Source organism: Burkholderia aenigmatica, assembly GCF_048627025.1.
Classification (GTDB): domain Bacteria; phylum Pseudomonadota; class Gammaproteobacteria; order Burkholderiales; family Burkholderiaceae; genus Burkholderia; species Burkholderia aenigmatica.
Map to the genome: position 1 here is coordinate 550,011 of NZ_CP184468.1, position 24,040 is coordinate 574,050.

Annotated in this window: 23 protein-coding genes and 1 tRNA gene; 13 read left to right on the forward strand and 11 right to left on the reverse strand. The window is 65.2% G+C overall.

The genetic code is table 11. The features are described from left to right. The first annotated feature begins 9 nt into the window (after positions 1-9). From ftsA to lpxC, 4 genes are all read left to right on the forward strand, one after another. Positions 10-1,242, forward strand: coding sequence for a cell division protein FtsA (gene ftsA / locus ACN8ZM_RS02650; RefSeq protein WP_006487138.1), 1,233 nt, complete (start codon positions 10-12; stop codon positions 1,240-1,242). Between the two features lie 112 nt (positions 1,243-1,354). Then, a complete protein-coding gene (gene ftsZ / locus ACN8ZM_RS02655) occupies positions 1,355-2,551 on the forward strand; it encodes a cell division protein FtsZ (protein ID WP_011350843.1) in 1,197 nt (398 codons plus the stop codon). A gap of 188 nt (positions 2,552-2,739) precedes the next feature. Continuing rightward, positions 2,740-3,246, forward strand: a complete 507-nt coding sequence (locus tag ACN8ZM_RS02660; RefSeq protein ID WP_011350844.1) for a peroxiredoxin — start codon at positions 2,740-2,742, stop codon at positions 3,244-3,246. A gap of 240 nt (positions 3,247-3,486) precedes the next feature. Then, positions 3,487-4,404, forward strand: a complete 918-nt coding sequence (lpxC, locus tag ACN8ZM_RS02665) for a UDP-3-O-acyl-N-acetylglucosamine deacetylase (protein ID WP_011350845.1) — start codon at positions 3,487-3,489, stop codon at positions 4,402-4,404. A 95-nt stretch (positions 4,405-4,499) separates the two neighbouring features. Here the strand turns inward: lpxC and ACN8ZM_RS02670 are convergent, their stop codons facing one another. Further along, the gene (locus tag ACN8ZM_RS02670; RefSeq protein WP_420210512.1) at positions 4,500-4,976 is read right to left on the reverse strand and encodes a DciA family protein; all 477 of its coding nucleotides are present in this window, start codon (positions 4,974-4,976) and stop codon (positions 4,500-4,502) included. Positions 4,977-5,232: 256 nt separating this feature from the next. Between ACN8ZM_RS02670 and secA the strand changes: the two genes are divergently transcribed. From secA to ACN8ZM_RS02690, 4 genes are all read left to right on the forward strand, one after another. After that, positions 5,233-8,031: a preprotein translocase subunit SecA gene (gene secA, locus ACN8ZM_RS02675; protein ID WP_043191460.1), complete on the forward strand. Its 2,799-nt coding sequence runs from the start codon at positions 5,233-5,235 to the stop codon at positions 8,029-8,031. A gap of 144 nt (positions 8,032-8,175) precedes the next feature. Next, on the forward strand, positions 8,176-9,417 hold the full coding sequence (gene argJ, locus ACN8ZM_RS02680) for a bifunctional glutamate N-acetyltransferase/amino-acid acetyltransferase ArgJ (RefSeq protein WP_301769152.1): 1,242 nt from the start codon (positions 8,176-8,178) through the stop codon (positions 9,415-9,417). Positions 9,418-9,436: 19 nt separating this feature from the next. Then, on the forward strand, positions 9,437-10,306 hold the full coding sequence (locus tag ACN8ZM_RS02685; protein ID WP_089449857.1) for an ATP-binding protein: 870 nt from the start codon (positions 9,437-9,439) through the stop codon (positions 10,304-10,306). Further along, positions 10,303-10,746 (forward strand): NUDIX domain-containing protein, encoded by a 444-nt coding sequence (locus ACN8ZM_RS02690; protein ID WP_043191453.1) that lies wholly within the window; start codon positions 10,303-10,305, stop codon positions 10,744-10,746. Before ACN8ZM_RS02685 ends, ACN8ZM_RS02690 begins: the two co-directional genes overlap by 4 nt. A gap of 60 nt (positions 10,747-10,806) precedes the next feature. Here ACN8ZM_RS02690 and ACN8ZM_RS02695 read toward each other — a convergent pair whose 3' ends face one another. From ACN8ZM_RS02695 to ACN8ZM_RS02725, 7 genes are all read right to left on the reverse strand, one after another. Beyond that, positions 10,807-11,007 carry a DNA gyrase inhibitor YacG gene (locus tag ACN8ZM_RS02695; RefSeq protein WP_027788444.1) on the reverse strand — a complete coding sequence of 67 codons (201 nt, stop codon included), beginning with the start codon at positions 11,005-11,007 and terminating at the stop codon, positions 10,807-10,809. Positions 11,008-11,032: 25 nt separating this feature from the next. Continuing rightward, a complete protein-coding gene (gene zapD / locus ACN8ZM_RS02700; RefSeq protein WP_043191449.1) occupies positions 11,033-11,788 on the reverse strand; it encodes a cell division protein ZapD in 756 nt (251 codons plus the stop codon). A 109-nt stretch (positions 11,789-11,897) separates the two neighbouring features. Continuing rightward, the gene (gene coaE / locus ACN8ZM_RS02705; protein WP_301769150.1) at positions 11,898-12,506 is read right to left on the reverse strand and encodes a dephospho-CoA kinase; all 609 of its coding nucleotides are present in this window, start codon (positions 12,504-12,506) and stop codon (positions 11,898-11,900) included. A gap of 1 nt (position 12,507) precedes the next feature. Next, on the reverse strand, positions 12,508-13,419 hold the full coding sequence (locus ACN8ZM_RS02710; RefSeq protein WP_043191443.1) for a prepilin peptidase: 912 nt from the start codon (positions 13,417-13,419) through the stop codon (positions 12,508-12,510). A 45-nt stretch (positions 13,420-13,464) separates the two neighbouring features. After that, positions 13,465-14,676: a type II secretion system F family protein gene (locus ACN8ZM_RS02715; protein ID WP_301769148.1), complete on the reverse strand. Its 1,212-nt coding sequence runs from the start codon at positions 14,674-14,676 to the stop codon at positions 13,465-13,467. Further along, the gene (locus ACN8ZM_RS02720; protein WP_420210513.1) at positions 14,673-15,947 is read right to left on the reverse strand and encodes a GspE/PulE family protein; all 1,275 of its coding nucleotides are present in this window, start codon (positions 15,945-15,947) and stop codon (positions 14,673-14,675) included. The genes ACN8ZM_RS02715 and ACN8ZM_RS02720 overlap by 4 nt, the downstream gene beginning before the upstream one ends. Before the next feature lie 83 nt (positions 15,948-16,030). Beyond that, positions 16,031-17,323 carry a CNNM domain-containing protein gene (locus tag ACN8ZM_RS02725; protein ID WP_179258661.1) on the reverse strand — a complete coding sequence of 431 codons (1,293 nt, stop codon included), beginning with the start codon at positions 17,321-17,323 and terminating at the stop codon, positions 16,031-16,033. A gap of 222 nt (positions 17,324-17,545) precedes the next feature. On the opposite strand from ACN8ZM_RS02725, the gene ACN8ZM_RS02730 reads away from it, so the two are divergent. Next, complete coding sequence (locus ACN8ZM_RS02730) at positions 17,546-18,310, forward strand: hypothetical protein (protein ID WP_420210514.1); 765 nt, start codon at positions 17,546-17,548, stop codon at positions 18,308-18,310. Positions 18,311-18,752: 442 nt separating this feature from the next. On the opposite strand, the gene ACN8ZM_RS02735 is transcribed toward ACN8ZM_RS02730, so the two are convergent. After that, a tRNA-Pro gene (locus ACN8ZM_RS02735) sits at positions 18,753-18,829 on the reverse strand. 175 nt (positions 18,830-19,004) lie between these two features. Continuing rightward, positions 19,005-20,000, reverse strand: a complete 996-nt coding sequence (locus tag ACN8ZM_RS02740; RefSeq protein ID WP_011350858.1) for a polyprenyl synthetase family protein — start codon at positions 19,998-20,000, stop codon at positions 19,005-19,007. 210 nt (positions 20,001-20,210) lie between these two features. On the opposite strand from ACN8ZM_RS02740, the gene rplU reads away from it, so the two are divergent. The 4 genes from rplU (at position 20,211) to proB (ending at position 23,320) form a co-directional block, all read left to right on the forward strand. Beyond that, complete coding sequence (gene rplU, locus ACN8ZM_RS02745) at positions 20,211-20,522, forward strand: 50S ribosomal protein L21 (RefSeq protein ID WP_006025184.1); 312 nt, start codon at positions 20,211-20,213, stop codon at positions 20,520-20,522. Between the two features lie 24 nt (positions 20,523-20,546). Then, complete coding sequence (gene rpmA / locus ACN8ZM_RS02750) at positions 20,547-20,810, forward strand: 50S ribosomal protein L27 (RefSeq protein ID WP_006476999.1); 264 nt, start codon at positions 20,547-20,549, stop codon at positions 20,808-20,810. 188 nt (positions 20,811-20,998) lie between these two features. After that, the gene (gene obgE / locus ACN8ZM_RS02755) at positions 20,999-22,111 is read left to right on the forward strand and encodes a GTPase ObgE (protein ID WP_089449862.1); all 1,113 of its coding nucleotides are present in this window, start codon (positions 20,999-21,001) and stop codon (positions 22,109-22,111) included. A gap of 90 nt (positions 22,112-22,201) precedes the next feature. After that, on the forward strand, positions 22,202-23,320 hold the full coding sequence (proB, locus tag ACN8ZM_RS02760) for a glutamate 5-kinase (RefSeq protein WP_089449863.1): 1,119 nt from the start codon (positions 22,202-22,204) through the stop codon (positions 23,318-23,320). Positions 23,321-23,419: 99 nt separating this feature from the next. Here proB and ACN8ZM_RS02765 read toward each other — a convergent pair whose 3' ends face one another. Further along, a complete protein-coding gene (locus ACN8ZM_RS02765) occupies positions 23,420-24,028 on the reverse strand; it encodes a CNP1-like family protein (RefSeq protein WP_205822264.1) in 609 nt (202 codons plus the stop codon). Between the last annotated feature and the right edge of the window lie 12 nt (positions 24,029-24,040).

Genomic DNA, 24,040 nt, shown 5'->3' on the forward strand with positions numbered 1-24,040 from the left:
GAGCACTTTATGAGCAAAGACTACAAGGATCTGCTGGTTTCCCTCGACATCGGCACGTCGAAGGTGGTGGCCATCGTCGCCGAGTTGAAGGGCGAAGGCCACTACGAGGTGATCGGTCTCGGCCAGAGCGAGTCGAAGGGTCTGAAGAAAGGTGTGGTGGTCAACATCGAGGCCACCGTGCAGTCGATCCAGCGCGCGCTCGAGGAAGCCGAGCTGATGGCCGACTGCAAGATCACCAACGTGTTCACGGGGATCGCGGGCAGCCACATCCGCAGCTTCAACTCAAGCGGGATGGTCGCGATCAAGGACAAGGAAGTCACGCAGACCGACGTGGCGCGCGTGATCGAGACCGCGAAGGCGATCAACATCCCGACCGACCAGCAGGTGCTGCACATCCTCACGCAGGAATTCATCATCGACGGCCAGGAAGACGTGCGCGAGCCGATCGGCATGAGCGGCATCCGGCTGGAAGTGAAGGTGCACATCGTGACGGGCGCGGTGAGTGCCGCGCAGAACATCGTCAAGTGCGTGCGCCGCTGCGGGCTCGAAGTGAACGACCTGATCCTGCAGCCGCTCGCGTCGTCGCTGGCCGTGCTGACGGAAGACGAGAAGGATCTCGGCGTGGTGCTGGTCGACATCGGCGGCGGCACGACGGACATCGCGATCTTCGCCGAAGGCGCGATCCGTCACACCGCGGTGATTCCGATCGCCGGCGACCAGATCACGAGCGACATCGCGATGGCGTTGCGCACGCCGACGCCGGATGCCGAAGACATCAAGGTCGGCTACGGCATTGCCAAGCAGGCGCTCGCCGATCCGGACGAAATGGTGGAAGTGCCGGGCCTCGGCGAACGCGGCCCGCGCACGCTGTCGCGCCAGGCGCTCGCAGCCGTGATCGAGCCGCGCGTCGAGGAATTGTTCTCGCTCGTGCAGCAGGTCGTGCGCGAATCGGGTTACGAAGAACTGCTGAGCTCCGGCGTGGTCATTACCGGCGGGGCGTCGATGATGCCCGGCATGGTCGAGCTCGGCGAAGACATTTTCCTGAAACCGGTGCGCATCGGCGCGCCGGAATATGCAGGCGGCCTCTCCGACGTCGTGCGCAATCCGCGCTACTCGACGGCGATGGGGCTGCTCGTCGAAGGCAGTGCTCAGCGCATGCGCGGCCGCAAGGTCGCCGTGCAGTCCGGCAACGCGGGGCAGGTGTTCTCGCGGATGAAGGAATGGTTCCTGAGCAACTTCTGACGAACCGAATCGAAATTCGCGCCGGTGCCGGCGGCTGGCGCGCGACAGGGGGTTGCCCGATCTCCTGCCGAATAACGGCCGAGTAGCAGTATTTCTCTTGACGGAGGCAACAATGGAATTCGAAATGCTGGAAACCGAAACCAACGGCACCATCATCAAGGTGGTCGGCGTTGGCGGCGCTGGCGGCAATGCCGTCCAGCACATGATCAACCGCGGTGTGCAGGGCGTCGACTTCATCGTGATGAACACGGATGCGCAGGCGCTGTCGCGTTCGCGTGCATCGTCGGTGATCCAGCTCGGCAACACGGGTCTGGGCGCTGGCGCGAAGCCGGAAATGGGCCGTGCGGCAGCGGAAGAAGCGCGTGAGCGCATCGCCGACGCACTGCGCGGCGCGCACATGGTGTTCATCACGGCCGGCATGGGTGGTGGCACGGGCACGGGCGCGGCACCGGTGGTTGCGCAGATCGCGAAGGAGATGGGCATCCTGACGGTGGGTGTCGTCAGCAAGCCGTTCGAGTTCGAAGGCGGCAAGCGCATGCGCGTCGCTGAAGCCGGTTCGCAGCAACTGGAGGATCACGTCGACTCGCTGATCGTCGTTCTGAACGACAAGCTGTTCGACGTGATGGGCGACGACGCCGAGATGGACAAGTGCTTCCAGTGCGCGGACGACGTGTTGAATAACGCGGTTGCAGGCATTGCTGAAATCATCAATGTCGATGGCCTCGTGAACGTCGACTTCGAAGACGTGAAGACGGTGATGGGCGAGCAGGGCAAGGCGATGATGGGCACGGCGACGGTCGCCGGCGTCGATCGCGCACGCCTCGCGGCGGAACAGGCCGTGGCGAGCCCGCTGCTCGAAGGCGTCGATCTGTCGGGCGCGCGCGGCGTGCTGGTCAACATCACGTCGAGCCGTTCGCTGCGCCTGTCGGAAACGCGCGAAGTGATGAACACGATCAAGAGCTACGCGGCGGAAGACGCGACGGTGATCTTCGGTGCGGTGTACGACGATGCGATGGGCGATGCACTGCGCGTGACGGTCGTGGCAACGGGTCTGGGCCGTGCGGCGAAGAAGCAGCAATCGGCACCGATGACGCTGCTGCGCACGGGTACGGACAACCAGCCGGTCAGCGCGGTTTCGCACGGCTACGCTCCGACGCATCACGTCAGCACGGCCGACTACGGCGCGCTCGATACGCCGGCGGTGTGGCGCAATTCGCGCGAAACCGCGGCATCGCACGTGCAGGCGCTGCAGGAGAAGGGTGTCGACACGTACGACATCCCGGCTTTCCTGCGCAAGCAGGCTGACTGACGCAAACACAGGCGAAGCCGCGGCGAAACTGCCGCGGTATCGCCGGCGTGACGGATGCTACGGACCACGACAGGCCGCGTCGATTGCGACGCCGGGCCGGGAAAGGTGCCCTCTCCGCGCAAGCGGGGCGGGATGGGCCGTGCTGTCCGTAACACGCTGAAAAACCGTATCGCTATGAGGGACCAGCCATGATTCAAGTGGGCGACGCGCTGCCCGACGCGCAATTGTTCGAGTACATCGACGACGCGCGCGAAGGGTGCACGCTGGGGCCGAACGCCTACAGCGTGCGCGACCAGGTTGCGGGAAAGCGGGTGGTGATCTTCGGATTGCCGGGCGCTTTCACGCCGACCTGCTCGGCGCAGCATGTGCCGGGCTACGTCGAACACGCCGAGCAACTGCGCGCGGCGGGTATCGACGAGATCTGGTGCGTGTCCGTCAACGACGCATTCGTGATGGGCGCATGGGGACGTGATCTGCACACCGCGGGCAAGGTGCGCATGATGGCGGACGGCAGCGCGGCTTTCACTCATGCGCTGGGGCTGACGCAGGATTTGTCCGCGCGTGGCATGGGAATTCGTTCCCTGCGCTACGCGATGGTGATTGACGGCGGTGTGGTCAAGACGCTGGCCGTCGAGGCGCCGGGCAAATTCGAAGTGAGCGATGCGGCGAGTGTTCTCGCGACGTTGACGTCCTGATCGTGCGGTGCGCCGTTGCCTGCCGGCAACGCTGCTCACCGGCCTCAGGGCAGTTGTAACACGGGCTGATGACCGGAAACGCCTCCGTTCCGGGCATCGGCCCGTCCCGTATCGGCGCGGGTAAACAGCCGAAACAGATTGATACGCAGTTTCAAACTACGCTGAATAGGGAATTACGCTATAATCTCCCCTATCGAATATAACTCCTGATTGATATCTTCAATCACGACGAAGAACATCATGCTGAAGCAGCGCACCATCAAATCCATCGTGAAGACCGTGGGTATCGGTGTCCACTCGGGCCGCAAGATCGAGCTGACGCTCCGTCCCGCCGCGCCGGGCACGGGCATCGTGTTCTCCCGCGTCGACCTTCCCACGCCCGTCGACATTCCCGCCGCGGCGACGTCGATCGGCGATACGCGGCTCGCGTCGGTGCTGCAGAAGGATGGCGTGCGCGTGTCGACGGTCGAGCACCTGATGTCGGCGTGTGCCGGCCTCGGCATCGACAACCTCTATGTCGACGTGACGGCCGAGGAAATCCCGATCATGGACGGCAGCGCGGCTACTTTCGTGTTCCTGATCCAGTCCGCCGGGATCGAGGAGCAGAACGCGCCGAAGCGCTTCGTCAAGGTGAAGAAGACGGTCGAAATCCGCGACGGCGACAAGTTCGCGCGTCTCGATCCGTACTTCGGTTTCAAGCTGAAATTCTCGATCGACTTCCGTCACCCGGCCGTCGACAAGACCGGCCAGGAGCTCGAGGTCGATTTCGCGAATACGTCGTACGTGCGCGAGATCGCGCGTGCACGCACGTTCGGCTTCGCGCATGAGGCCGAGATGCTGCGCGAGATGGGTCTCGCCCGCGGCGGCAGCATGGAAAACGCGATCGTGCTCGACGAGTACCGCATCCTGAACAACGACGGGCTGCGCTACGACGACGAGTTCGTGAAGCACAAGATGCTCGACGCGATCGGCGACCTGTACGTGATCGGCCATCCGCTGCTGGCGTCGTACACGGCGTACAAGTCGGGCCACGGGCTGAACAACGCGCTGCTGCGCGAACTGCTCGCGAACGAAGATGCGTACGAGATCGTCACGTTCGACGATCCGCAAGCCGCGCCGAAGGGCTTCGCGTTCGACATGCAGACGGCCTTCGCCTGACCTGCGTTCGGCGCAAGCAATAAAAAAGCAGCCTTCGGGCTGCTTTTTTTATTGGCCGGGCGCTGGCGCTGCCGGCGGCGCGCATCGTAACGCCGTCAGCGCGGCTTGGCGCCATGCCGGGCCGCCATCCGCGCGAGCGCGTCCTGCAGCGGTGACGGATCGAGATGATCTGCCAGGTCGCGCAACGCGGCCGCGCCGACCGACGTCATCCGCGCCTGCTTCACGTGCGGCGGCTCCGGCGCATCCTTCGGGCGCACGCGTACGCGCAGCGTCGAGACCGGCCAGCCGCGCTTTTGGAGATCGCCGAGCAGCCGCGGCTCGACCTGCCGCAGCCGCGCGGCCAGCGCGTTGTGCGCGGCAAAGAGGGTCAGGGTCCCGTCCTTCACGAAGCCGGGCTCGATGTGGTTTGCCAGGTAGTCGGGCAGGAGTGCGGCGAGATCGCGCTGCAGCGACGCGATCTGCTCGACGCCGGCGCGCAGCGCCGCGAACGCGTCGGTGCGGCCGAGCACTTCCGACACGGGTTGCGGGCGATACGGGGCGAGCGGGCCGAAACGCTTGGAAAATCGGTTCATCGAGACATTCTTCGGGCGCGCACGCGCGCGGACGTTGACGCCGATTGTACCCGCGCGGGCCCGTGCACGGGCGGCTTTCGCCCCGTTGGCCCGGCCGTCGGCGCGCAGTGCCCGTCCGCCCGAGACACGGGCGCACGCTTCCCCGCGTGCTAAAATTCCTCGTTTGAGTCCACTAATTCGCTAAGCCGCCGAGGCTCGGGCGTCGGGGCGCGCAATACGCGCCGGGCGCCGGTGCTGCGACGCAGGATCCGATCCGATGACAACCGGTTTTCTCCAGAAAATTTTTGGCAGCCGCAACCAGCGGCTCGTCAAGCAATACCAAAAGACCGTCACGACGATCAATGCGCTCGAAACGCAGATCGAGAAGCTGACGGACGACCAGTTGCGCGGCAAGACGGACGAATTCCGCCAGCGAGTCGCGGCCGGCGAGTCGCTCGACAAGCTGCTGCCCGAGGCGTTCGCGGTTTGTCGCGAGGCCAGCCGCCGAGTGCTGAAGATGCGGCACTTCGACGTGCAGATGATCGGCGGCATGGTGCTCCACTACGGCAAGATCGCGGAAATGCGCACCGGCGAGGGCAAGACGCTCGTCGCGACGCTGCCCGTGTACCTGAACGCACTGGCGGGCCGCGGCGTGCACGTCGTGACCGTCAACGATTACCTCGCGCAGCGCGACGCCGAATGGATGGCGCGCCTCTACAACTTCCTCGGTCTGTCGGTCGGCATCAACCTGTCCGGCATGGAGCACGACCAGAAGCAGCAGGCCTACGCGGCAGACATCACGTACGGCACGAACAACGAATTCGGCTTCGACTACCTGCGCGACAACATGGTCTACGAGACCGACGCGCGCGTGCAGCGGGCACTGAACTTCGCGGTCGTCGACGAAGTGGACTCGATCCTGATCGACGAGGCACGTACGCCGCTGATCATTTCGGGTCAGGCCGAGGATCACACCGAGCTGTACGTGCGGATGAACGCACTGCCGCCGCTGCTCGAGCGCCAGATCGGTGAAGAGAAGGCCGACGGCACGGGCGTCGAGAAGCCGGGCGACTACACGCTCGACGAGAAGGCCCGCCAGGTGTTCCTGACGGAATCGGGCCACGAGAAGGCCGAGCGCCTGCTCGCCGAATGGGGTCTGATCGGCGAGGGCGAGAGCCTGTACGCGCCGCAGAACATCACGCTGATGCACCACGTGTACGCGGCGCTGCGCGCGCACACGCTGTTCCACAAGGATCAGCACTACGTCGTGCAGAACGGCGAAGTGGTCATCGTCGACGAATTCACCGGCCGCCTGATGGCCGGCCGCCGCTGGTCCGACGGCCTGCACCAGGCCGTCGAGGCGAAGGAACACGTGAAGATCCAGAGCGAGAACCAGACGCTCGCATCGATCACGTTCCAGAACTACTTCCGGATGTACGCGAAGCTGGCCGGCATGACCGGTACCGCCGACACCGAAGCGTACGAATTCAACGAGATCTACGGTCTCGAGACGGTCGTGATCCCGACCAACCGCCCGCCGAAGCGGATCGACAAGCAGGACCAGATCTACAAGACGGCTAAGGAGCGCTATGACGCGGTGATCCGCGACATCCGCGAATGCTATGAGCGCGGTCAGCCGGTGCTGGTCGGCACGACGTCGATCGAGAACTCCGAGCTGCTGTCGCACCTGCTGAAGCAGGCCGGGCTGCCGCACGAGGTGCTGAACGCGAAGCAGCACGAGCGCGAAGCCGCGATCGTCGCGGAAGCCGGCCGTCCGAAGCGCGTCACGATCGCAACCAACATGGCCGGTCGCGGTACCGACATCGTGCTTGGCGGCAATGCGGAGAAGCAGGCTGCGTTCATCGAGGCCGACGAAGCCATCCCGGCCGACGAGAAGGCGCGCCGCATCCAGCAGCTGCACGACGAGTGGGAAACGCTGCACGAGCAGGTGAAGGCCGCGGGTGGCCTGCACATCATCGGCACCGAGCGTCACGAATCGCGCCGGATCGACAACCAGCTGCGCGGCCGTGCGGGCCGCCAGGGCGATCCGGGCTCGTCGCGCTTCTACCTGTCGCTCGACGATCCGCTGTTGCGCATCTTCGCGGGCGACCGCGTGCGTTCGATCATGGACCGCCTGAAGATGCCGGAAGGCGAGGCGATCGAGGCCGGCATCGTCACGCGCTCGATCGAGTCCGCGCAGCGCAAGGTCGAGGCGCGCAACTTCGACATCCGCAAGCAGCTGCTCGAATACGACGACGTGTCGAACGACCAGCGCAAGGTGATCTACCAGCAGCGTAACGAGCTGCTCGAAGCGCACGACATCACCGAGACGATCACCGCGATGCGTCATGGCGTGGTGACCGAAGTCGTCCGCCAGTTCGTGCCGGAAGGCAGCATCGAAGAGCAGTGGGACGTGCCCGAGCTCGAGGAAGCGCTGCGCAACGACTGGCAGCTCGACCTCGCGATCCAGGAAATGGTGAACGAGTCGTCGTCGATCACCGCCGAGGAGATCCTCGACGCCGTGATGACGGCCGCCGACGAGCAGTACGAGGCGAAGGTCGCGATGGTCGGCCGCGAATCGTTCAGCGCGTTCGAGCGCTCGGTGATGCTGCAGACGGTCGACCGCCTGTGGCGCGAGCACCTCGCGGCGCTCGACCACCTGCGCCAGGGTATCCACCTGCGCGGCTATGCGCAGAAGAACCCGAAGCAGGAATACAAGCGCGAAGCGTTCGAGCTGTTCGCCGCGATGCTCGAAGCGATCAAGCAGGAAGTCACGCGCGTCGTGATGAACGTGCAGATCCAGTCGCCGGAGCAGCTCGAGCAAGCCGCCGAGCAGATCGAGGAGCGCAGCGGTCATCTCGAGAACGTCGAGTACCAGCACGCCGATTACGCGGAAGCCGGTGCGCCGGTGGCGAACGTCACCGCTGCCGCAGCGGCCACGGCGACGGCCGAGATGGTCGGCAGCGCGATGACGCACAGCGGCCCCGGCGGCGAAATGCCGAAGGTCGGCCGCAACGATCCGTGCCCGTGCGGCAGCGGCAAGAAGTACAAGCAATGTCACGGGAAGCTGTCATGATCGACGGCGGCGCGCATCACGCGTGCCGCTTCGTTCGCAGCTTCGAGTGAGTGATGTGAGTTGCGGCGGCCCGCGCGTGCGGCCGCCGGTTCTTCCAATCGATGCCGGCGCATGCCGGCATTTTCCATCCGGCAGGTGTGCCCCATGGCTGTCAATTTTCCGTCGATCGATCCCGCCCAACTGCATCCCGTCGCCGGCGTCACGCTCGGCTGGGCGGAAGCGAACATCCGCAAGCCGAATCGCAAGGACGTGCTGGTCATCTCCGTCGACGAAGGTGCGACGGTCGCGGGCGTGTTCACCGAAAACCGTTTCTGCGCTGCGCCGGTCATCGTCTGCCGCGAGCACCTGGCAAAGGTGCGCGCGGGCGGCGCGGGCATTCGCGCGCTCGTCGTGAATACGGGCAATGCGAACGCAGGCACCGGCGAGCCGGGCCTCGTGAACGCGCGCGAAACCTGCACGGAACTCGCGCGCCTCGCGGGCATCGAGCCGGCGCAGGTGCTGCCGTTCTCGACCGGCGTGATCCTCGAGCCGCTGCCGATCGACCGCCTGAAGGCCGGGCTGCCGGCCGCGCTCGCGAACCGCAAGGAAGCGAACTGGTTCGACGCCGCGCACGCGATCATGACGACCGACACGCTGCCGAAGGCCACGTCGCGCCAGGTGACGATCGACGGCCACACGGTCACGCTGACGGGCATCAGCAAGGGTGCGGGCATGATCAAGCCGAACATGGCGACGATGCTCGGCTTCCTCGCGTTCGACGCGAACGTCGCGCAGCCGGTGCTCGATACGCTCGTGAAGGAAGTGGCCGACCGCTCGTTCAACTGCATCACGATCGACGGCGATACGTCGACGAACGACTCGTTCATCCTGATTGCGTCGGGCAAGAGCACGCTGCCGGCGATCACGTCGACCGATTCGCCGGCCTATGCGGCGCTGCGCGATGCGGTGACGGAAGTCGCGCAAGTGCTGTCGCAACTGATCGTGCGCGATGGCGAAGGCGCGACGAAATTCATGACGGTGCAGGTCGAAGGCGGCAAGAGCGTCGCGGAATGCCGCCAGATCGCTTACGCGATCGGCCATTCGCCGCTCGTGAAGACGGCCTTCTACGCATCCGACCCCAACCTCGGCCGGATTCTCGCGGCGATCGGCTATGCGGGCGTCGCAGATCTCGACGTCGACAAGATCGACCTCTATCTCGACGACGTGCTCGTCGCGAAGTCAGGTGGTCGCAACCCGGCCTACCAGGAAGAGGACGGCCAGCGCGTGATGAAGCAGAGCGAAATCACGATCCGCGTGCTGCTCGGCCGCGGCGACGCGCAGGCCACCATCTGGACGTGCGACCTGTCGCACGACTACGTGAGCATCAACGCGGATTACCGCTCCTGATCGGGAGTGGTCGAACGACATGGACAAGCTTGAACAGTTTCTGACGCGCGCCGAAGCGCTGCTCGGCCGTCTCGAGGGGATGCTGCCGCCCGCGCCGGCAGCGGTCGACTGGAATGCCGCGCACGCGTTCCGCTGGCGCAAGCGCCAGGGGCGCGGCTATCTGCAGCCGGTGCCGGCCGTGTCGTCGATCACGCTCGACGATCTCCACAACATCGATCGCCAGAAAGGGCTGATCGAACAGAACACGCGGCAGTTCGTGCAGCAGAAGCCGGCCAACAACGTGCTGCTGACCGGCGCGCGCGGTACCGGCAAGTCGTCGCTGATCAAGGCGTGCCTGAACGCGTATGCGAACGACGGCCTGCGCCTGATCGAAGTCGACAAGGACGACCTGCACGATCTCGGCGACATCGTCGACCTGATCTCGCAGCGTCCCGAGCGCTTCATCGTGTTCTGCGACGACCTGTCGTTCGAGGAAGGCGAGTCGGGCTACAAGGCGCTGAAGGTTGCGCTCGACGGCTCGATCGCCGCGCAGTCGGACAACGTGCTGATCTACGCGACGTCGAACCGCCGCCATCTGCTGCCCGAGTACATGAGCGACAACGAGACGTACAAGCATCTCCCGGATGGCGAGATTCACCCCGGCGAAGTCGTCGAGGAGAAGATCTCGCTGTCGGAGCGCTTCGGCCTGTGGGTCAGCTTCTATCCGTTCAAGCAGGACGACTATCTCGACATCGTCGGGCACTGGCTGCGTCATTTCGGCTGCCCGGATACGGAGATCGAGTCCGCACGCGGCGACGCGCTCGTGTGGGCGCTCGAGCGCGGCTCGCGATCGGGGCGCGTTGCGTGGCAGTTTGCGCGTGACTGGTCGGGCCGCAAGGAGCAAGCATGAGCGCGGATCTCGCACAAGGCGCGGTGCGCGCACCCGATGGCCGCAAGGTGACGGAAGTCGCGGTCGGTGTGATGGTGCAGCCGGACGGCCGCTACCTGCTCGCGCAGCGGCTGCAAGGCAAGCCGTATGAAGGTTACTGGGAGTTTCCGGGCGGCAAGCTGGAGGCCGGCGAAAGCGTCGAGGACGCGCTTGCGCGCGAACTGCACGAAGAGCTCGGCATCGAAGTCACGGCCAGCCATCGCTGGCACACGCTCGAGCACGATTATCCGCATGCCTACGTGCGGCTTTATTTCTGCAAGGTGACGGGCTGGACGGGCGAGCCGCACAGCAAGGAAGGGCAGGCGTTCGTATGGCAGCAACTGCCGGTCGAGGTCGCGCCGTTGCTGCCGGCTGCGCTGCCGGTGCTCGAACTGCTCGAGAAGGAAGCGGCGTCGAACTGACGCCACGATGGCCTGCCGGAAAGGCGGGCCATATCACTCGCGGGCGGTGCCGCGCACCGCTCAGCTGTCGCGGCGGCCGTCCGTGCCGTCTTCTTCCGACGAGGGGCCCTCGTCGGAGGAACCACCGATCCGGTACTTTTCCGCGGCCCATGCGCCGAGGTCGAGCTGCTTGCAGCGGGCCGAGCAGAACGGGCGGAACTGATTTTCGGGTGTCCAGCGCACTTCGGCGCCGCACGACGGGCATTTCACAACGGTAGTCATACGAAAGCGATCCGGCACGCGGCCGTTACAGATTGCACAGTGTCAGATGGAACGGCACGTCGATGTCCACCGCGCGCGGCCGCACATCGCCGTCCTGCATGGTGAACCGTACCCACAGCATGTATTTGTTGGCGCTCGCTTCGGGAATGACGCGCAGCTCCGGCGCTACACGCACCTGCATCAACTGGTAGGTGCGGCCGGACAGCATCTGCTGGTAGCTGCCCTGCATCGCCATGACCTTCGACGCCTGGCCCGATTCGCGCGCGAGCCGCAGCACGATCGTCACGGCGTCGCGCAGCGGCAGCATCGGCAGGATCCACTTCGCAATGTCCTGGCGCCGCTGCTCGGCGGGCCACTGCTGCCATGCGTAGTACGACGGCAGGTCGAACTTGCACGTGCCGCCGGGAATCACTGCGCGGCTGCGGATGCTGGCGAGCCACTCGTTGTCGACGAGGTGCTGCCCGGTCTTGCCCTGCATCTGCGCGAGATTCGCGAGCGTCTGCTCGATTTCGCCGAGCACGGCTTCGAGCGCGTTCTGCTCGATGCCCGGATTGCCGCGAAAGGGGGCGAGCGTCTGGCGCTGACGTTCGAGCTCTTTCATCAGATCCGATTTCAGATCCGCGCGGCCCGTTACCTCGGCGATTTCGAACAGCGTCGTCAGCGCGACGTGGTGTTCACGCGGGTCCTCCTGAGCCAAAAAGAACGCGAAGCGCTCGAAGAGATCTTCGAGGCGCAACAGCGTGCGAATTCGCTCGTTGAACGGATACTCGTAAAGAATCAAGCGCGCTCGCCTCTTGGGTAGGAATTGAAACAATGCAGGACATTCTAATGCTCACTCTCTACCCTAGCAACGCGCCAATTTCGTACACCATCACGATTGCGCACGATGCTCAGCGCGCGGCGGCTGCCAACCCGAGATAACGTTGGTGCAGTGTATCGACCTGCGCGGCGAGCGCGTCGGGCGTCGTCGCATCGTTGACGATCACGTCGTCGGCCGCCGCGAGACGGGCTTCACGCGTTGCCTGTTTCGCGATGATCGCTTCGACCTGCTCGCGCGTGAAGCCGTTGCGCTGCATCACGCGTGCGATCTGCGTTTCGACCGGGCAATCGACGACGAGTACGCGATCGCTGCGCGTCTTCCAGTTGCCTGACTCGACGAGCAGCGGCACGACGAACATCACGTACGGGCCCTGCGCTTCGCGCGCTTCGCGATCGGTCTCCGCGCGGATCAGCGGGTGCGTGATCGCTTCGAGGCGCCGGCGCGCGGCGTCGTCGCCGAAGATCAGTGCGCGCATTTTCGCGCGGTCGAGCGCGCCGTCGGCGGCAACGAAGCCGTGGCCGAATGCCTGTTCGATCGCGGGCATCGCGAGGCCGCCCGGTGCGGTAATGCGATGGGCGATCAGATCGGTATCGACCAGCGACGCGCCGCGGGCGCCGAACAGATCGGCGACGGTCGTCTTGCCGCTGCCGATGCCGCCGGTGAGTCCAATTGCGAACATGTCAGCCTCCGAGCGCCGAATAGAAAGGGGTGCCGAAAAACAGCGTCGCGACGCCGCCTGCCGCGAGGAACGGGCCGAACGGAATCGGCTCCTCGAAGCGCATGCGGCCGCGCCAGGTCGCAACGAGCCCGACGATCGCGCCCGTCACCGCGGCGAACAGCACGACCTGCGGCAGCGCGGCCCAGCCCATCCATGCGCCGAGCGCGGCGAGCAGCTTCAGGTCGCCGAACCCGATCCCCTCGATCCCGCGCAGCCATTTGAACAGCCAGTAGATCGACCACAGGAACAGGTAGCCGGCCATGGCCCCGATCACGGCCGAGCGCAGCGACGTGAATGTGCCGCCGAGGTTCAGCACGAGCCCGGCCCAGAGGAGCGGCAGCGTCATCGAGTCGGGGAGGTAGCCGGTCCGGATATCGATTGCACTCATCGCGAGCAGCGCGGCACACAGCGCGAACGCGGCAAGCGCGGCGACGGTCGGGCCGAATGCGGCGAGGGAGCCGGCGGCGAGCAATGCGCACGCGAGCTCGACGAGCGGATAACGGATGCCGATCGCGTGACCGCAGCGACGGCAACGCCCGCGCAGCATCAGGTAGCTGACGAGCGGGATGTTTTCCCAAGCGCGCAGTACATGGCCGCAATGCGGGCACGCGCTGCGCGGGCGCCACAGATTGTAGTGCGGCGGGTAGCCGTCGTCGGGCGGGGCGCTCGCATTGCCGGTCGCTTCATCGATCTCGGCTTGCCATGCGCGCTGCATCATCACGGGCAGCCGGTGCACGACCACGTTCAGGAAGCTGCCGATGCAGAGGCCGATGACGGCCGCGAACGCATACTGCAACGCAGGCGGCAGCATCGCCAGCGCGAGCAGCGTACTTTCGGGCGAATCGGTAACGGCGTACAGGGGCGCTGGCGTCATGAGGCTCAAGGTTCGGACAAAAAGGCGACAGAATCGGTTGCGATGCTACACCACGTTGCCGAGCTGGAGGATGGGCAGGTACATCGCGATCACGAGGCCGCCGACGAGTGCGCCCAGCACGATCACGATCAGCGGTTCGCCGAGCGCGGCAAGTGCATCGAGGCGCGCGTCGAGCTGGCGTTCGCACAACGCGGCGATGTCGGCGAGCATCGTGTCGAGCGCACCGGTTTCCTCGGCGACGGCGATCGGTTGCACGACGTCGTTCGGAAAGCAGCCGGCCGACTGCATTGCATCCGCGAGACGCGCGCCGCGCAGCACGCGAGCCGCGATGTGCGCGGTGGCGCGCTCGAACACCGGATGGCCGGCCGTGCGCTCGAGCGTGGCGAAGGTGTCGGCGAGCGGTACGCCGGCGCCGAGCAGCGTCGCCAGCGAGCGGCACCAGCGTGCGGCTGCGTACCGGCTGAGCGCACTACCCGCGAGCGGCGCGTGCAGCAGGTGCCGCGCGACCGCGTGGCGCAGCGGTGCCGACCGGCGCAGCGCGTAATGTGCGGCCAGCCCGGCTGCCGCCGTACCGGCAACGAGCACACCGCCCCACGCAGACAGCGCGGAGGACAGCGCGAGCAGCGCACGGGTCGGCGCCGGTAGCGCGGCGCCAAAACCGTCGAAGAGCTGCCGGAACGTCGGCACGACCCATACCATCAACGCGGCCGAGATCGCGAGTGCGAACAGGATGACGGCCATCGGATAGGCGAGCGCGGCCCGCAGCTTGCGCCACTGCGCGTCGGCGCGCTCGCGGTGTTCGGCGACCCGTGTCAGCACGACGCCGAGCGAGCCCGACGCTTCGCCGACCTCGATCAACTGGCGATACAGCGTGCCGAACTGCGATGGATAGCGTGCGAGCGCATCGGCGAAACGCCGCCCGGCGAGGATCTCGCGGGCGAGACCCGCGGCGATGCGCGGCAGTCCGTCGCGCGGCCGCGTACGCGCGAGCATCTCGAGCGACGGCGCCAGCGGCAATCCGGCCTGCAGCAGGCTCGCGAGCTGGCGCGTGAAGCGTGTGACGTCCCGCGCGCCGGCCGTTGGCGGCCGGGCCGGCCCGCGGACGTCGAGCGACAGCACGGCGATGCCGTCGCGTGCGAGCGCTGCGCGCGCCGCTTCGGTGTCGAACGCGATGACGATCCCGCCGCGTGGCGTGCCGTCGCGACGGCGGCCGCGCCACGCGAAGCGGGTTTCGCGCGGCGGTGTGCGCATGCTCATGCCGCAGGTGTCGCGGCGAAGGCTTCGGCGATGCTCGTCGTGCCGTCGTGGACGCGCGCGAGCGCCGCATCGCGCAGACTGCGCACGCCTTCGGCTGCCGCGCATTGCGCGAGTTCGCCGACGCTCGCCCGTGCGACGATGCGCTCCGCCAGCCCGGACGATACCGGCATCGTCTGATGCAGGCCGACACGGCCGCGATAGCCGATCCAGTGACAGGTCGAACAGCCCCGCGCGACGAACGGCCGCCATCCGGCTGCGAGGGCAGCCGGGTCGCAGCCGGCCTCCCGCAGGACGGGCACCGGTGCGTCCGAGTGCACGCGGCAGGCGGCGCACAGCCGCCGGACGAGGCGCTGCGCGGTGACGAGGTGCAGCGCAGCCGCGAGGTTGTATGGTGCGACGCCGATGTCGAGCAGCCGCGCGACGGCGGCCGGCGCATCGTTCGTGTGCAGCGTCGACAGCACCAGATGGCCGGTCTGCGCGGCCTTGATCGCGACGTCGGCCGTCTCCGCATCGCGAATCTCGCCGACCATGATGATGTCCGGATCCTGCCGCAGCAGCGCGCGCAGTGCAGTCGCGAACGTGAGCCCCGCCTTTTCGGCGACACCGACCTGGCTGATGCCGTCGAGCTGGATCTCGGCGGGATCCTCGACCGTGCAGACGTTGTGCGCGTCGCGATCGAGCATCTGCAGCGCGCAGTAGAGCGACAGCGTCTTGCCGCTGCCGGTCGGGCCCGTGACGAGCACGAGGCCATGCGGCGCACGTATCGCGGCCTCCATCGCGGCCGCCTGCTGCGCGTCGAAGCCGAGGCGAGCGAGCGTGAGGTCGGGCGGCAGCGTTTCGAGGCGCCGCAGCACAAGCTTTTCACCGAACAACGTGGGCAGCGAACTGACCCGGAAGTCGCCGCGCGTGCCGCCGTCGATTGCGATGCGCAGCCTGCCGTCCTGCGGGAGCCGCCGCTCGGCGATGTCCATGCGCGCGAGCACCTTGATCCGCGTGACGAGCGCGTCACGCAGATGCAGCGGCGGCCGCGCATGTTCGTGCAGCACGCCGTCGATGCGCAGGCGGATGCGCCAGCCGGCTTCGAACGGCTCGACGTGGATGTCGGATGCGTCGCGCACGCGTGCCGCGTGAAGCGTATCCGTCAGCAGCCGCACGGCCGGCGCATCGTCGAGCTGGGCCGCGTCGAGTGCGCGCGGTGCGGTGGCGGGCGACGTATCGGAGTGGGTGGGCGGCGGCTTGCGCAGCGGCGCCCCGGGAGGAGGGAAATGCATGTGAGCCGGCACGCTGGCCGCCTGTTGACCGTGACCAGCAGATGGTCGCGCGTCTCGGGCGGCGTCGGCAGTCGGCCGTTCGGCTAGCGCGCGTTAGTGCGTGTGGTGCGCGAGCTGCGCGGCTTGAAGAGCTTGACCGTGCGCACGGCCTGGTCGTCGCTGCGCATCACCTCGAGCATCACGTCACCGATTTTCAGGCACACGTCGTCTTCCGGAATTTCCTCGAGGATTTCGAGAACGAGTCCGTTCAGCGTCTTCGGCCCGTCGGTCGGCAGCTTCAGGTGCAGCCAGCGGTTCAGTTCGCGCAGCGGCATGCTCGCCGAGACGATGCATTCGCCGTTCTCGTCCCAGCCGCCCTTGCGTTCGCTGCGCGGCATCGACGTCGTGAATTCGCCGATCAGCTCCTCGATGATGTCTTCGGGCGTGACGAGCCCTTCGAGCTCGCCATACTCGTTGACGACGAGCGCGGTCCGCTGCCGCGTTTCCTGGAAAAACTGGAGCTGCTGAACCACCGGCGTGCCCGACGGCACGTAGTACGGCTCGGCGAGCAGCGTGCGCAGCGTCTCGCGGTCGAACTCCTGGTTGTGCAGCGCGGTCAGCGTCTTGCGGACGTGCAGCACGCCGAGCACCCTGTCGATGTCGCCTTCATAGACGACGAGCCGGTTGTGATAGCAGGTTTCGAGCTGGTGCAGGACGTCGTCGAGCGGCGCGTAGAAGTTGAGCGACTCGATCTGGCGGCGCGGCACCATCACGTCGTCGACCGTGATGTTCTCGAGGTCGAACAGGTTGAGCAGGATGCTGCGGTGCTTGGTCGGCATGAAGCTGCTCGACTCGAGCACGATCGCGCGCAGCTCGTCGGCCGACATGCGCTGGTCGCGCCCCTTCTTCGTGTTGATGCGCAGCACCCACAGCACGCCGTTCGCGAGCGCGTTGACGAACCAGACGACCGGCTTGAACACGCGCATCAGCGGCGCGATCACGAGGCTCGCGGGCAGTGCGATGCGTTCGGGGAACGTCGCGCCGACGATCTTCGGTGCGATTTCCGCGAACACGATGATCAGGAACGCGACGATGCCGGTCGCGATCGACAGCGCGAGGTTGTTGCGGCCGAACGTATGCAGCGCGAGCGACGTCGTCAGGACCGGGATGATCGTGTTGAACAGGTTGTTGCCGATCAGGATCACGCTGAGCAGCAGGTCAGTGCGCGTGAGCAGCCCCTGCGTGGTCTTCGCGCCGAGCGCGCCCTGGGTGGCGAGATGCTTCAGCCGATGGCGGTTGAGCGCCATCATCGCGGTCTCGGAAATCGAAAAGAAGCTGGAACAGAGGAGAAGCAGGAAGACGGCGCCGATTTGCGCCCATAAGGGAATTTGGTCCACGCGTTGGAAGGGCAGTGAAGGACAGGAATGGAGGGAATATAGCAGAGGCCGGCGACCGTGATGTGTCTGACGGGGCCGCGCGCTCAGCAACTCTAGTCAATTCTCGGCAATTTGTAAAAATCTTCGATAACCTTTCACATCTATCAAGCGGTGGGCGCAAGCTTTGCGTTTCATGAAGCGGGCGTACAGTCGTGCGGCGCCTGCTGACAATTGACGAGACACGTGTATGCCTATGACGGAGCAGGTCGTCTGGAGCGGGGCGAGTCGGACTTCGATACCCTGGCTTATCGACGGGACGAGCGTGGTCAGGTGACATCGGCTGTCGGCCTGCATCAGCCGGCCGAGCATTATCAATACAGCGCGGTGATGAATCTCGCGGCCCACGGCAGGCAATCGCCAATCGATACGCATCGATATTCGCGAGGCGGTTTGCCGGAGCAGGCAGGTCATCCGCGGTACAAGTGCGATGCCGAACATCAAGATACTGCAATGAATCCGACGGAATCCGACGTTTTGACCGCCATCCGAGGGGGGCGGCTCGCGAGTGTATTGCGTGGCGAGGCGTGTGTGTTCCGCACACCGCCCGAGATCAACGACGACATGCGTCCGACCGATCATGCGGAATTGCTGGAACGCACGCTGTATCCGCTCAGCCGAACGGAAGGTGTCGATTTCGTCCAGCGTGAACTCGAGAACGCTTTGCAAGCCGCATGCAATGACCCGGTGGGTGTCTTCTGTGCGATTCAGTGTTTTTACATGGCGCAGATGGACGAGCAGAGCGGCAGCTCGCCATTCCATCTGAATTGCGACCGCTTGCCGAAGCTTTTGGCATCGGCGTTCCTCAAGGAATCGGCAGGACTGCATGCGCTTGCGTTGCGGCCCAACGATCATCTATACGATCGCTCGTATCGCGTGACGCTATCCCGGATGCGCATGCTGGCAAAGGATTGCAGCATCGATTGGGGAGTTGCCTTGCCGCCACTCTGAAATTCCGGATTATCGGGCTGGCGATCGCGTCTTTTACGCTCCGCGAAGATCGGCAAGGACAGGTGCGCGAAGCCTTTGATGCGTGCCGGGAATGGTCTGGCGGGTCCGAGTAACAGGTCTCGGCTCCGGAGGTGGAGCGGAGAGTCCAAGGAGGCCCGATCAATCCGGCCATACGAAGTCCGGAGCTTGAGCCGAGAGATTGCGTGAGCGCAGGATTCCGTATTGCGCGAGGCTGGATGTTTTCGCTTTGGCGTCAATCCGCTCGCGCCGGCGGTTTTGGGGATAGTCTGTTTCGTGCCAAGCACCGGCGCCATCCGGCGTTTGCCGATGTATGGAAAGCGGGCAAAAAAAATGCCCCGTCATTCGACAGGGCATTCTTTGTACAGCGTTGACTACAACATCAAGCTGAAAAGGATCGGTGTTTCGATGATCCTTGAAAATCTGGTCGGGGTGAGAGGATTCGAACCTCCGGCCTCTACGTCCCGAACGTAGCGCTCTACCAGGCTAAGCTACACCCCGATTTACTCTTCCGATTTCGCGGTTTTCTTTAAAACCGCTGCGTCATCAAGCAAGAACATAACTATAACGACGTTTCTTCAAAAAGGGAAGCCCCTGGAGAAGAAATTTTTCGAGACAGGTGATTTTCCCGTGTCGAACGTACGTCGCAGCCGGGGCGGCGACGTACGACATGCACTTACGACTGCCGCGACGTCGAGTACGAGCACAACGCGAGCAGGCTTTCCTTATAGACCGAATCGGGGAACGCGGCGATCGCCGCCGCTGCCGCCTGTGCTTCCTGGCGTGCGCATTCGAGCGTGTGATCCAGTGCGCCCGAGCGCGTGATCGCTTCGAAGATCGTGTCGAAGCGATCGGTGCCGCCCTGTTCGATCGCCTCGCGTGCCAGCGCCGACTGCTCGGGCGTGCCGCGTTCGATCAGATAGATGAGCGGCAGCGTCGGCTTGCCTTCGCGGAGGTCGTCGCCGGCATTCTTGCCCATTGCCTCGACGGTGCCCGCGTAGTCGAGCCAGTCGTCCATGATCTGGAATGCGGTACCGATCCGGCGGCCGTATTCGGCGGCGGCGGCCTCGGTCGGCGCATCGGCGCCCGCGAGCACCGCGCCCAGGCGGGCCGACGCCTCGAACAGCTTGGCCGTCTTGTAGCGGATCACCTGCATGTAGCGCGTTTCGTCGACGTCCGCGTCGTGCATGTTGAGGAGCTGCAGCACCTCGCCTTCCGAGATGATCGTCGTGGCTTCGGACAGGATCTCCATCACGCGCATCTTGCCGACGCCGACCATCATCTCGAACGAGCGCGAATAGAGGTAGTCGCCTACCAGCACGCTCGCGGCGTTGCCGAACAGCGCATTGGCGGTCTGGCGGCCGCGGCGCAGCTCGGATTCGTCGACGACGTCGTCATGCAGCAGCGTGGCCGTGTGGATGAATTCGACGACGGCGGCCAGCACGTGCCGCTGGTGCGACGTCTCGCCGAGCGCACCGGCGACGAGCAGCAGCAACGCCGGACGCAGCCGCTTGCCGCCCGCGCCGATGATGTACTCGGCGATCTGGTTGATCAGCAACACGTCGGACGCGAGGCTTTGCCGGATAACGCGATTCACCTGCTCCATGTCACTGGTGATCGGAGCGAGCAGGTGGGCGGCGCTGAGGGTGGGGGAGGCGGTGGACGACGACATGATGATGGAATTGGGTGATGCGGCGGATTATAAGGCGAATCCGAGATATCCCGGTCTGTGACACGTGCCGCAGCCGCGAATTTGGCCATTCGGCCGAGGCCGGCGCACGGCAATCGTCAATGGGTTTTGACTTCGGTGCTAAGCCCATGTATAATCACGTGTTTTCCGCGCGTGGTGTGCGGAAAATTTGGATCCAGAGTGAGGTTCTCAATGTACGCGGTCATAAAAACCGGCGGCAAGCAGTACAAGGTTGCCGTTGGCGAAAAACTCAAAGTAGAACAGATACCGGCTGACATTGACGCTGAAATCACGCTCGACCAGGTTCTCGCAGTGGGCGAAGGCGAATCGATTAAGTTCGGTACGCCGCTGGTCAGTGGGGCTTCCGTCAAGGCCACCGTTGTGTCGCACGGTCGTCATGCCAAGGTCACCATCTTCAAGATGCGTCGCCGGAAGCACTACCAAAAGCACGGCGGCCACCGCCAGAACTACACTGAGCTGCGCATCGACGCGATCAACGCGTAAGCGCCTCGGTAAAGGAGCAATCAGATGGCACACAAAAAGGCAGGCGGCTCTTCCCGGAACGGCCGCGACTCCGAGTCGAAACGTCTCGGCGTGAAAGTGTACGGCGGCCAGGCAATCAATGCCGGCGGCATCATCGTGCGTCAGCGCGGTACGCGCATGCACGCAGGCGAGAACGTCGGCATGGGCAAGGATCACACCCTGTTCGCGCTGGTCGACGGTCACGTCAAGTTCGCGACGAAGGGCGCGGACAAGAAGCATCTGGTCATCGTTGTCCCGGCGGCTGCCTAAGTTCAGGCACCCAAGGGCTTCGTAGCCGAAAGGCCCCGCAGTCTTCGCGGGGCCTTTTTTTATTTGGCCGCCGGGCGCGTGTGCGTTCGGGCGGCCATTGCGCAACCGGCGTACGATCGGCCGAACGGCAGATTGTTCAAGCGTGCCGGCGCGCGGCACAATAGCGGAAATACTGGGCGGAGTGACGAATGAAGTTCATTGACGAAGCACGAATCGAAGTCATCGCCGGAGACGGAGGCGATGGCAGCGCGTCGATGCGCCGCGAGAAATTCGTCCCGTTCGGCGGGCCGGACGGCGGCGACGGCGGCCGGGGCGGTAGCGTGTACGCGATTGCCGACCGCAACATCAACACGCTGATCGACTACCGTTACGCGAAGAAGCATCTGGCGCGCAACGGCGAAAACGGGCGCGGCTCGGATTGCTACGGCAAGGGTGGCGACGACGTCACGCTGCGCATGCCGGTCGGCACGATCATCAGTGACATGGATACCGGCGAGCTGATCGCCGACCTGACCGAGCACGACCAGCAGGTGATGCTGGCGCAGGGCGGGTCCGGCGGGCTCGGCAACCTGCATTTCAAGTCGAGCACGAACCGCGCGCCGCGCCAGAAGACGGACGGCAAGCCCGGCGAGCGTCGCATGCTGAAGCTCGAGCTGAAGGTGCTCGCCGATGTCGGTCTGCTTGGCATGCCGAATGCGGGCAAGTCGACGTTCATCTCGTCGGTGTCGAACGCAAGGCCGAAGATTGCCGACTACCCGTTCACGACGCTTGCGCCGAATCTCGGCGTGGTGCGTGTCGGCCCGAGCAAGAGCTTCGTGATCGCCGACATCCCGGGGCTGATCGAGGGTGCCGCCGAAGGCGCGGGCCTCGGCCATCAGTTCCTGCGCCACCTGCAGCGCACCGGCGTGCTGCTGCATCTCGTCGATCTCGCGCCGTTCGACGAAAGCGTCGATCCGGTTGCGGAAGCGACGGCGATCGTCGGCGAGCTGCGCAAGTACGACGAAGCGCTCTACGAGAAGCCGCGCTGGCTCGTGCTGAACAAGCTCGACATGGTGCCGGAAGACGAGCGCAAGGCGCGCGTCGCGGATTTCCTCGAGCGCTTCGAGTGGGACGGCCCCGTGTTCGAGATCTCGGCACTGACGGGCCAGGGCTGTGAAGCGCTGTGCTACGCGATCTACGACTACCTCTCCGAACATTCGGACGCGCATCGCGCGGCGGAGGCGGAAGATCTCGCGGCGGACGTGCGCTTCCGCGACGCGCCGCCTGCCAAGGGCGATGTAACGCCGGGCGACGACGCCTGAGTTGTTCCGGAACGCGCCGGGCGTGCCGCCCGGCGTCGGCGTTCAATCGCGTCCGGCCGGGCAGGCATCAGATACAGGAGACAGTGCAGGATGCGTTCGATCATCGCGGATTCGAAGCGATTGGTGGTGAAGGTGGGTTCCAGCCTCGTGACCAACGACGGCAAGGGGCTCGATCATGCAGCAATCGGCCGCTGGGCGGCTCAGATCGCCGCGCTGCGCGCGCAGGGCAAGGAAGTCGTGCTCGTCAGTTCGGGCGCGATTGCCGAAGGGATGCAGCGGCTCGGCTGGAGCAAGCGGCCGCGGGAAATCGACGAGTTGCAGGCTGCCGCCGCAGTCGGCCAGATGGGGCTCGCGCAGGTCTATGAGAGCCGCTTCACCGAGCACGACATCCGCACCGCGCAGATCCTGCTCACGCATGCCGACCTGGCAGACCGCGAGCGTTACCTGAATGCGCGTTCGACGCTGCTGACGCTGTTGCGGCTGGGCGTCGTGCCGATCATCAACGAGAACGACACGGTCGTTACCGACGAAATCAAGTTCGGCGACAACGACACGCTCGGCGCGCTCGTTGCAAACCTGATCGAAGGCGATGCACTGATCATCCTGACCGACCAGTCGGGGCTGTTCACGGCCGATCCGCGCAAGGATCCGAAGGCGACGCTCGTTGCGGAAGCCAGCGCGGGCGCGCCGGAACTCGAGGCGATGGCGGGCGGTGCAGGCTCGAGCCTTGGCCGCGGCGGGATGCTGACGAAGATCCTCGCGGCGAAACGTGCGGCGCACAGCGGCGCGAATACCGTGATCGCGAGCGGCCGGGAGACTGACGTGCTCGTGCGTCTGGCGGCCGGCGAGGCGATCGGCACGCAACTGATCGCACGTACCGCGCGGATGGCGGCGCGCAAGCAGTGGATGGCCGACCATCTTCAGGTGCGCGGCCATGTCGTGATCGACGCGGGCGCGGTCGAGAAGCTGACGGCCGGTGGCAAGAGCCTGCTGCCGATCGGCGTGGTCGGCGTGCAGGGCGCGTTCGCGCGTGGTGAAGTCATCGCGTGTGTCGATCCTGCCGGGCGCGAAGTGGCGCGTGGGCTCACGAACTACAGCAGTGCGGAGACGAAGCTGATTCACCGCAAGCCGAGCGGCGAGATCGAATCCGTGCTCGGCTACATGCTGGAGCCCGAATTGATCCATCGCGACAACCTGGTGCTGGTGTGACCATTCGCGTCTTCGGTTCCGGCCTTCAAATGAAAAAGCCCGCGTGATGCGGGCTTTTTTCATGTGGCGGACAGGCGGCACGGCGGGCGCCGCGCGCCGTCAGCGCAACTGGCTCATCGCGGTGCGGTGAAACCGGATGTTCTCCAGGATCTGCTGGGTCGTGCCCTGCGGCATCTTGTTCGAGCAGAAGTAGTCCTGATAGAGCGCCGAGTGGTAGGCATTCAGCTCGCCGTTCTCGATGCGCCGCCAGTCGTTCTCGACGGTGCGATCCCAGCCGTCGTGTTCCGAATTCAGGCCGGCATACTGGCGCCATTCGTAGGTGTCGCAGCGGATACCTTCGTAGTTCACGTTGCGCGCACCGGCCGGGCTCGTGATGACGACTGCGAAGCGCACGACGCCATCAGTGCCGACCGCGAGCGACTTCGCATCGACGAAGAACTTGAGCGGCGTGTTCTGCGATACGTTGAACGGCAGCAGGTCACCCGCCTGCGGCAGCGGCGGCAGCGAATCGACCGCGTTTTCCTTCCAGGTTCCCTGGCGGTCCAGCAGATACACGAACTCGCTGTCGTCCTTGTTGGTCGGCGTCTTCGAATTCGCGCAACCTGCCAGCGTGGCCGCCGCGGCAATCGATGCGAGCGCGAGAGCAATCGCTTTCAATATGCATTCCTCGTAAAAAAAGGGCGCGACACCAAGGTCGCGCCCGGTCATGCAGTTCGATTC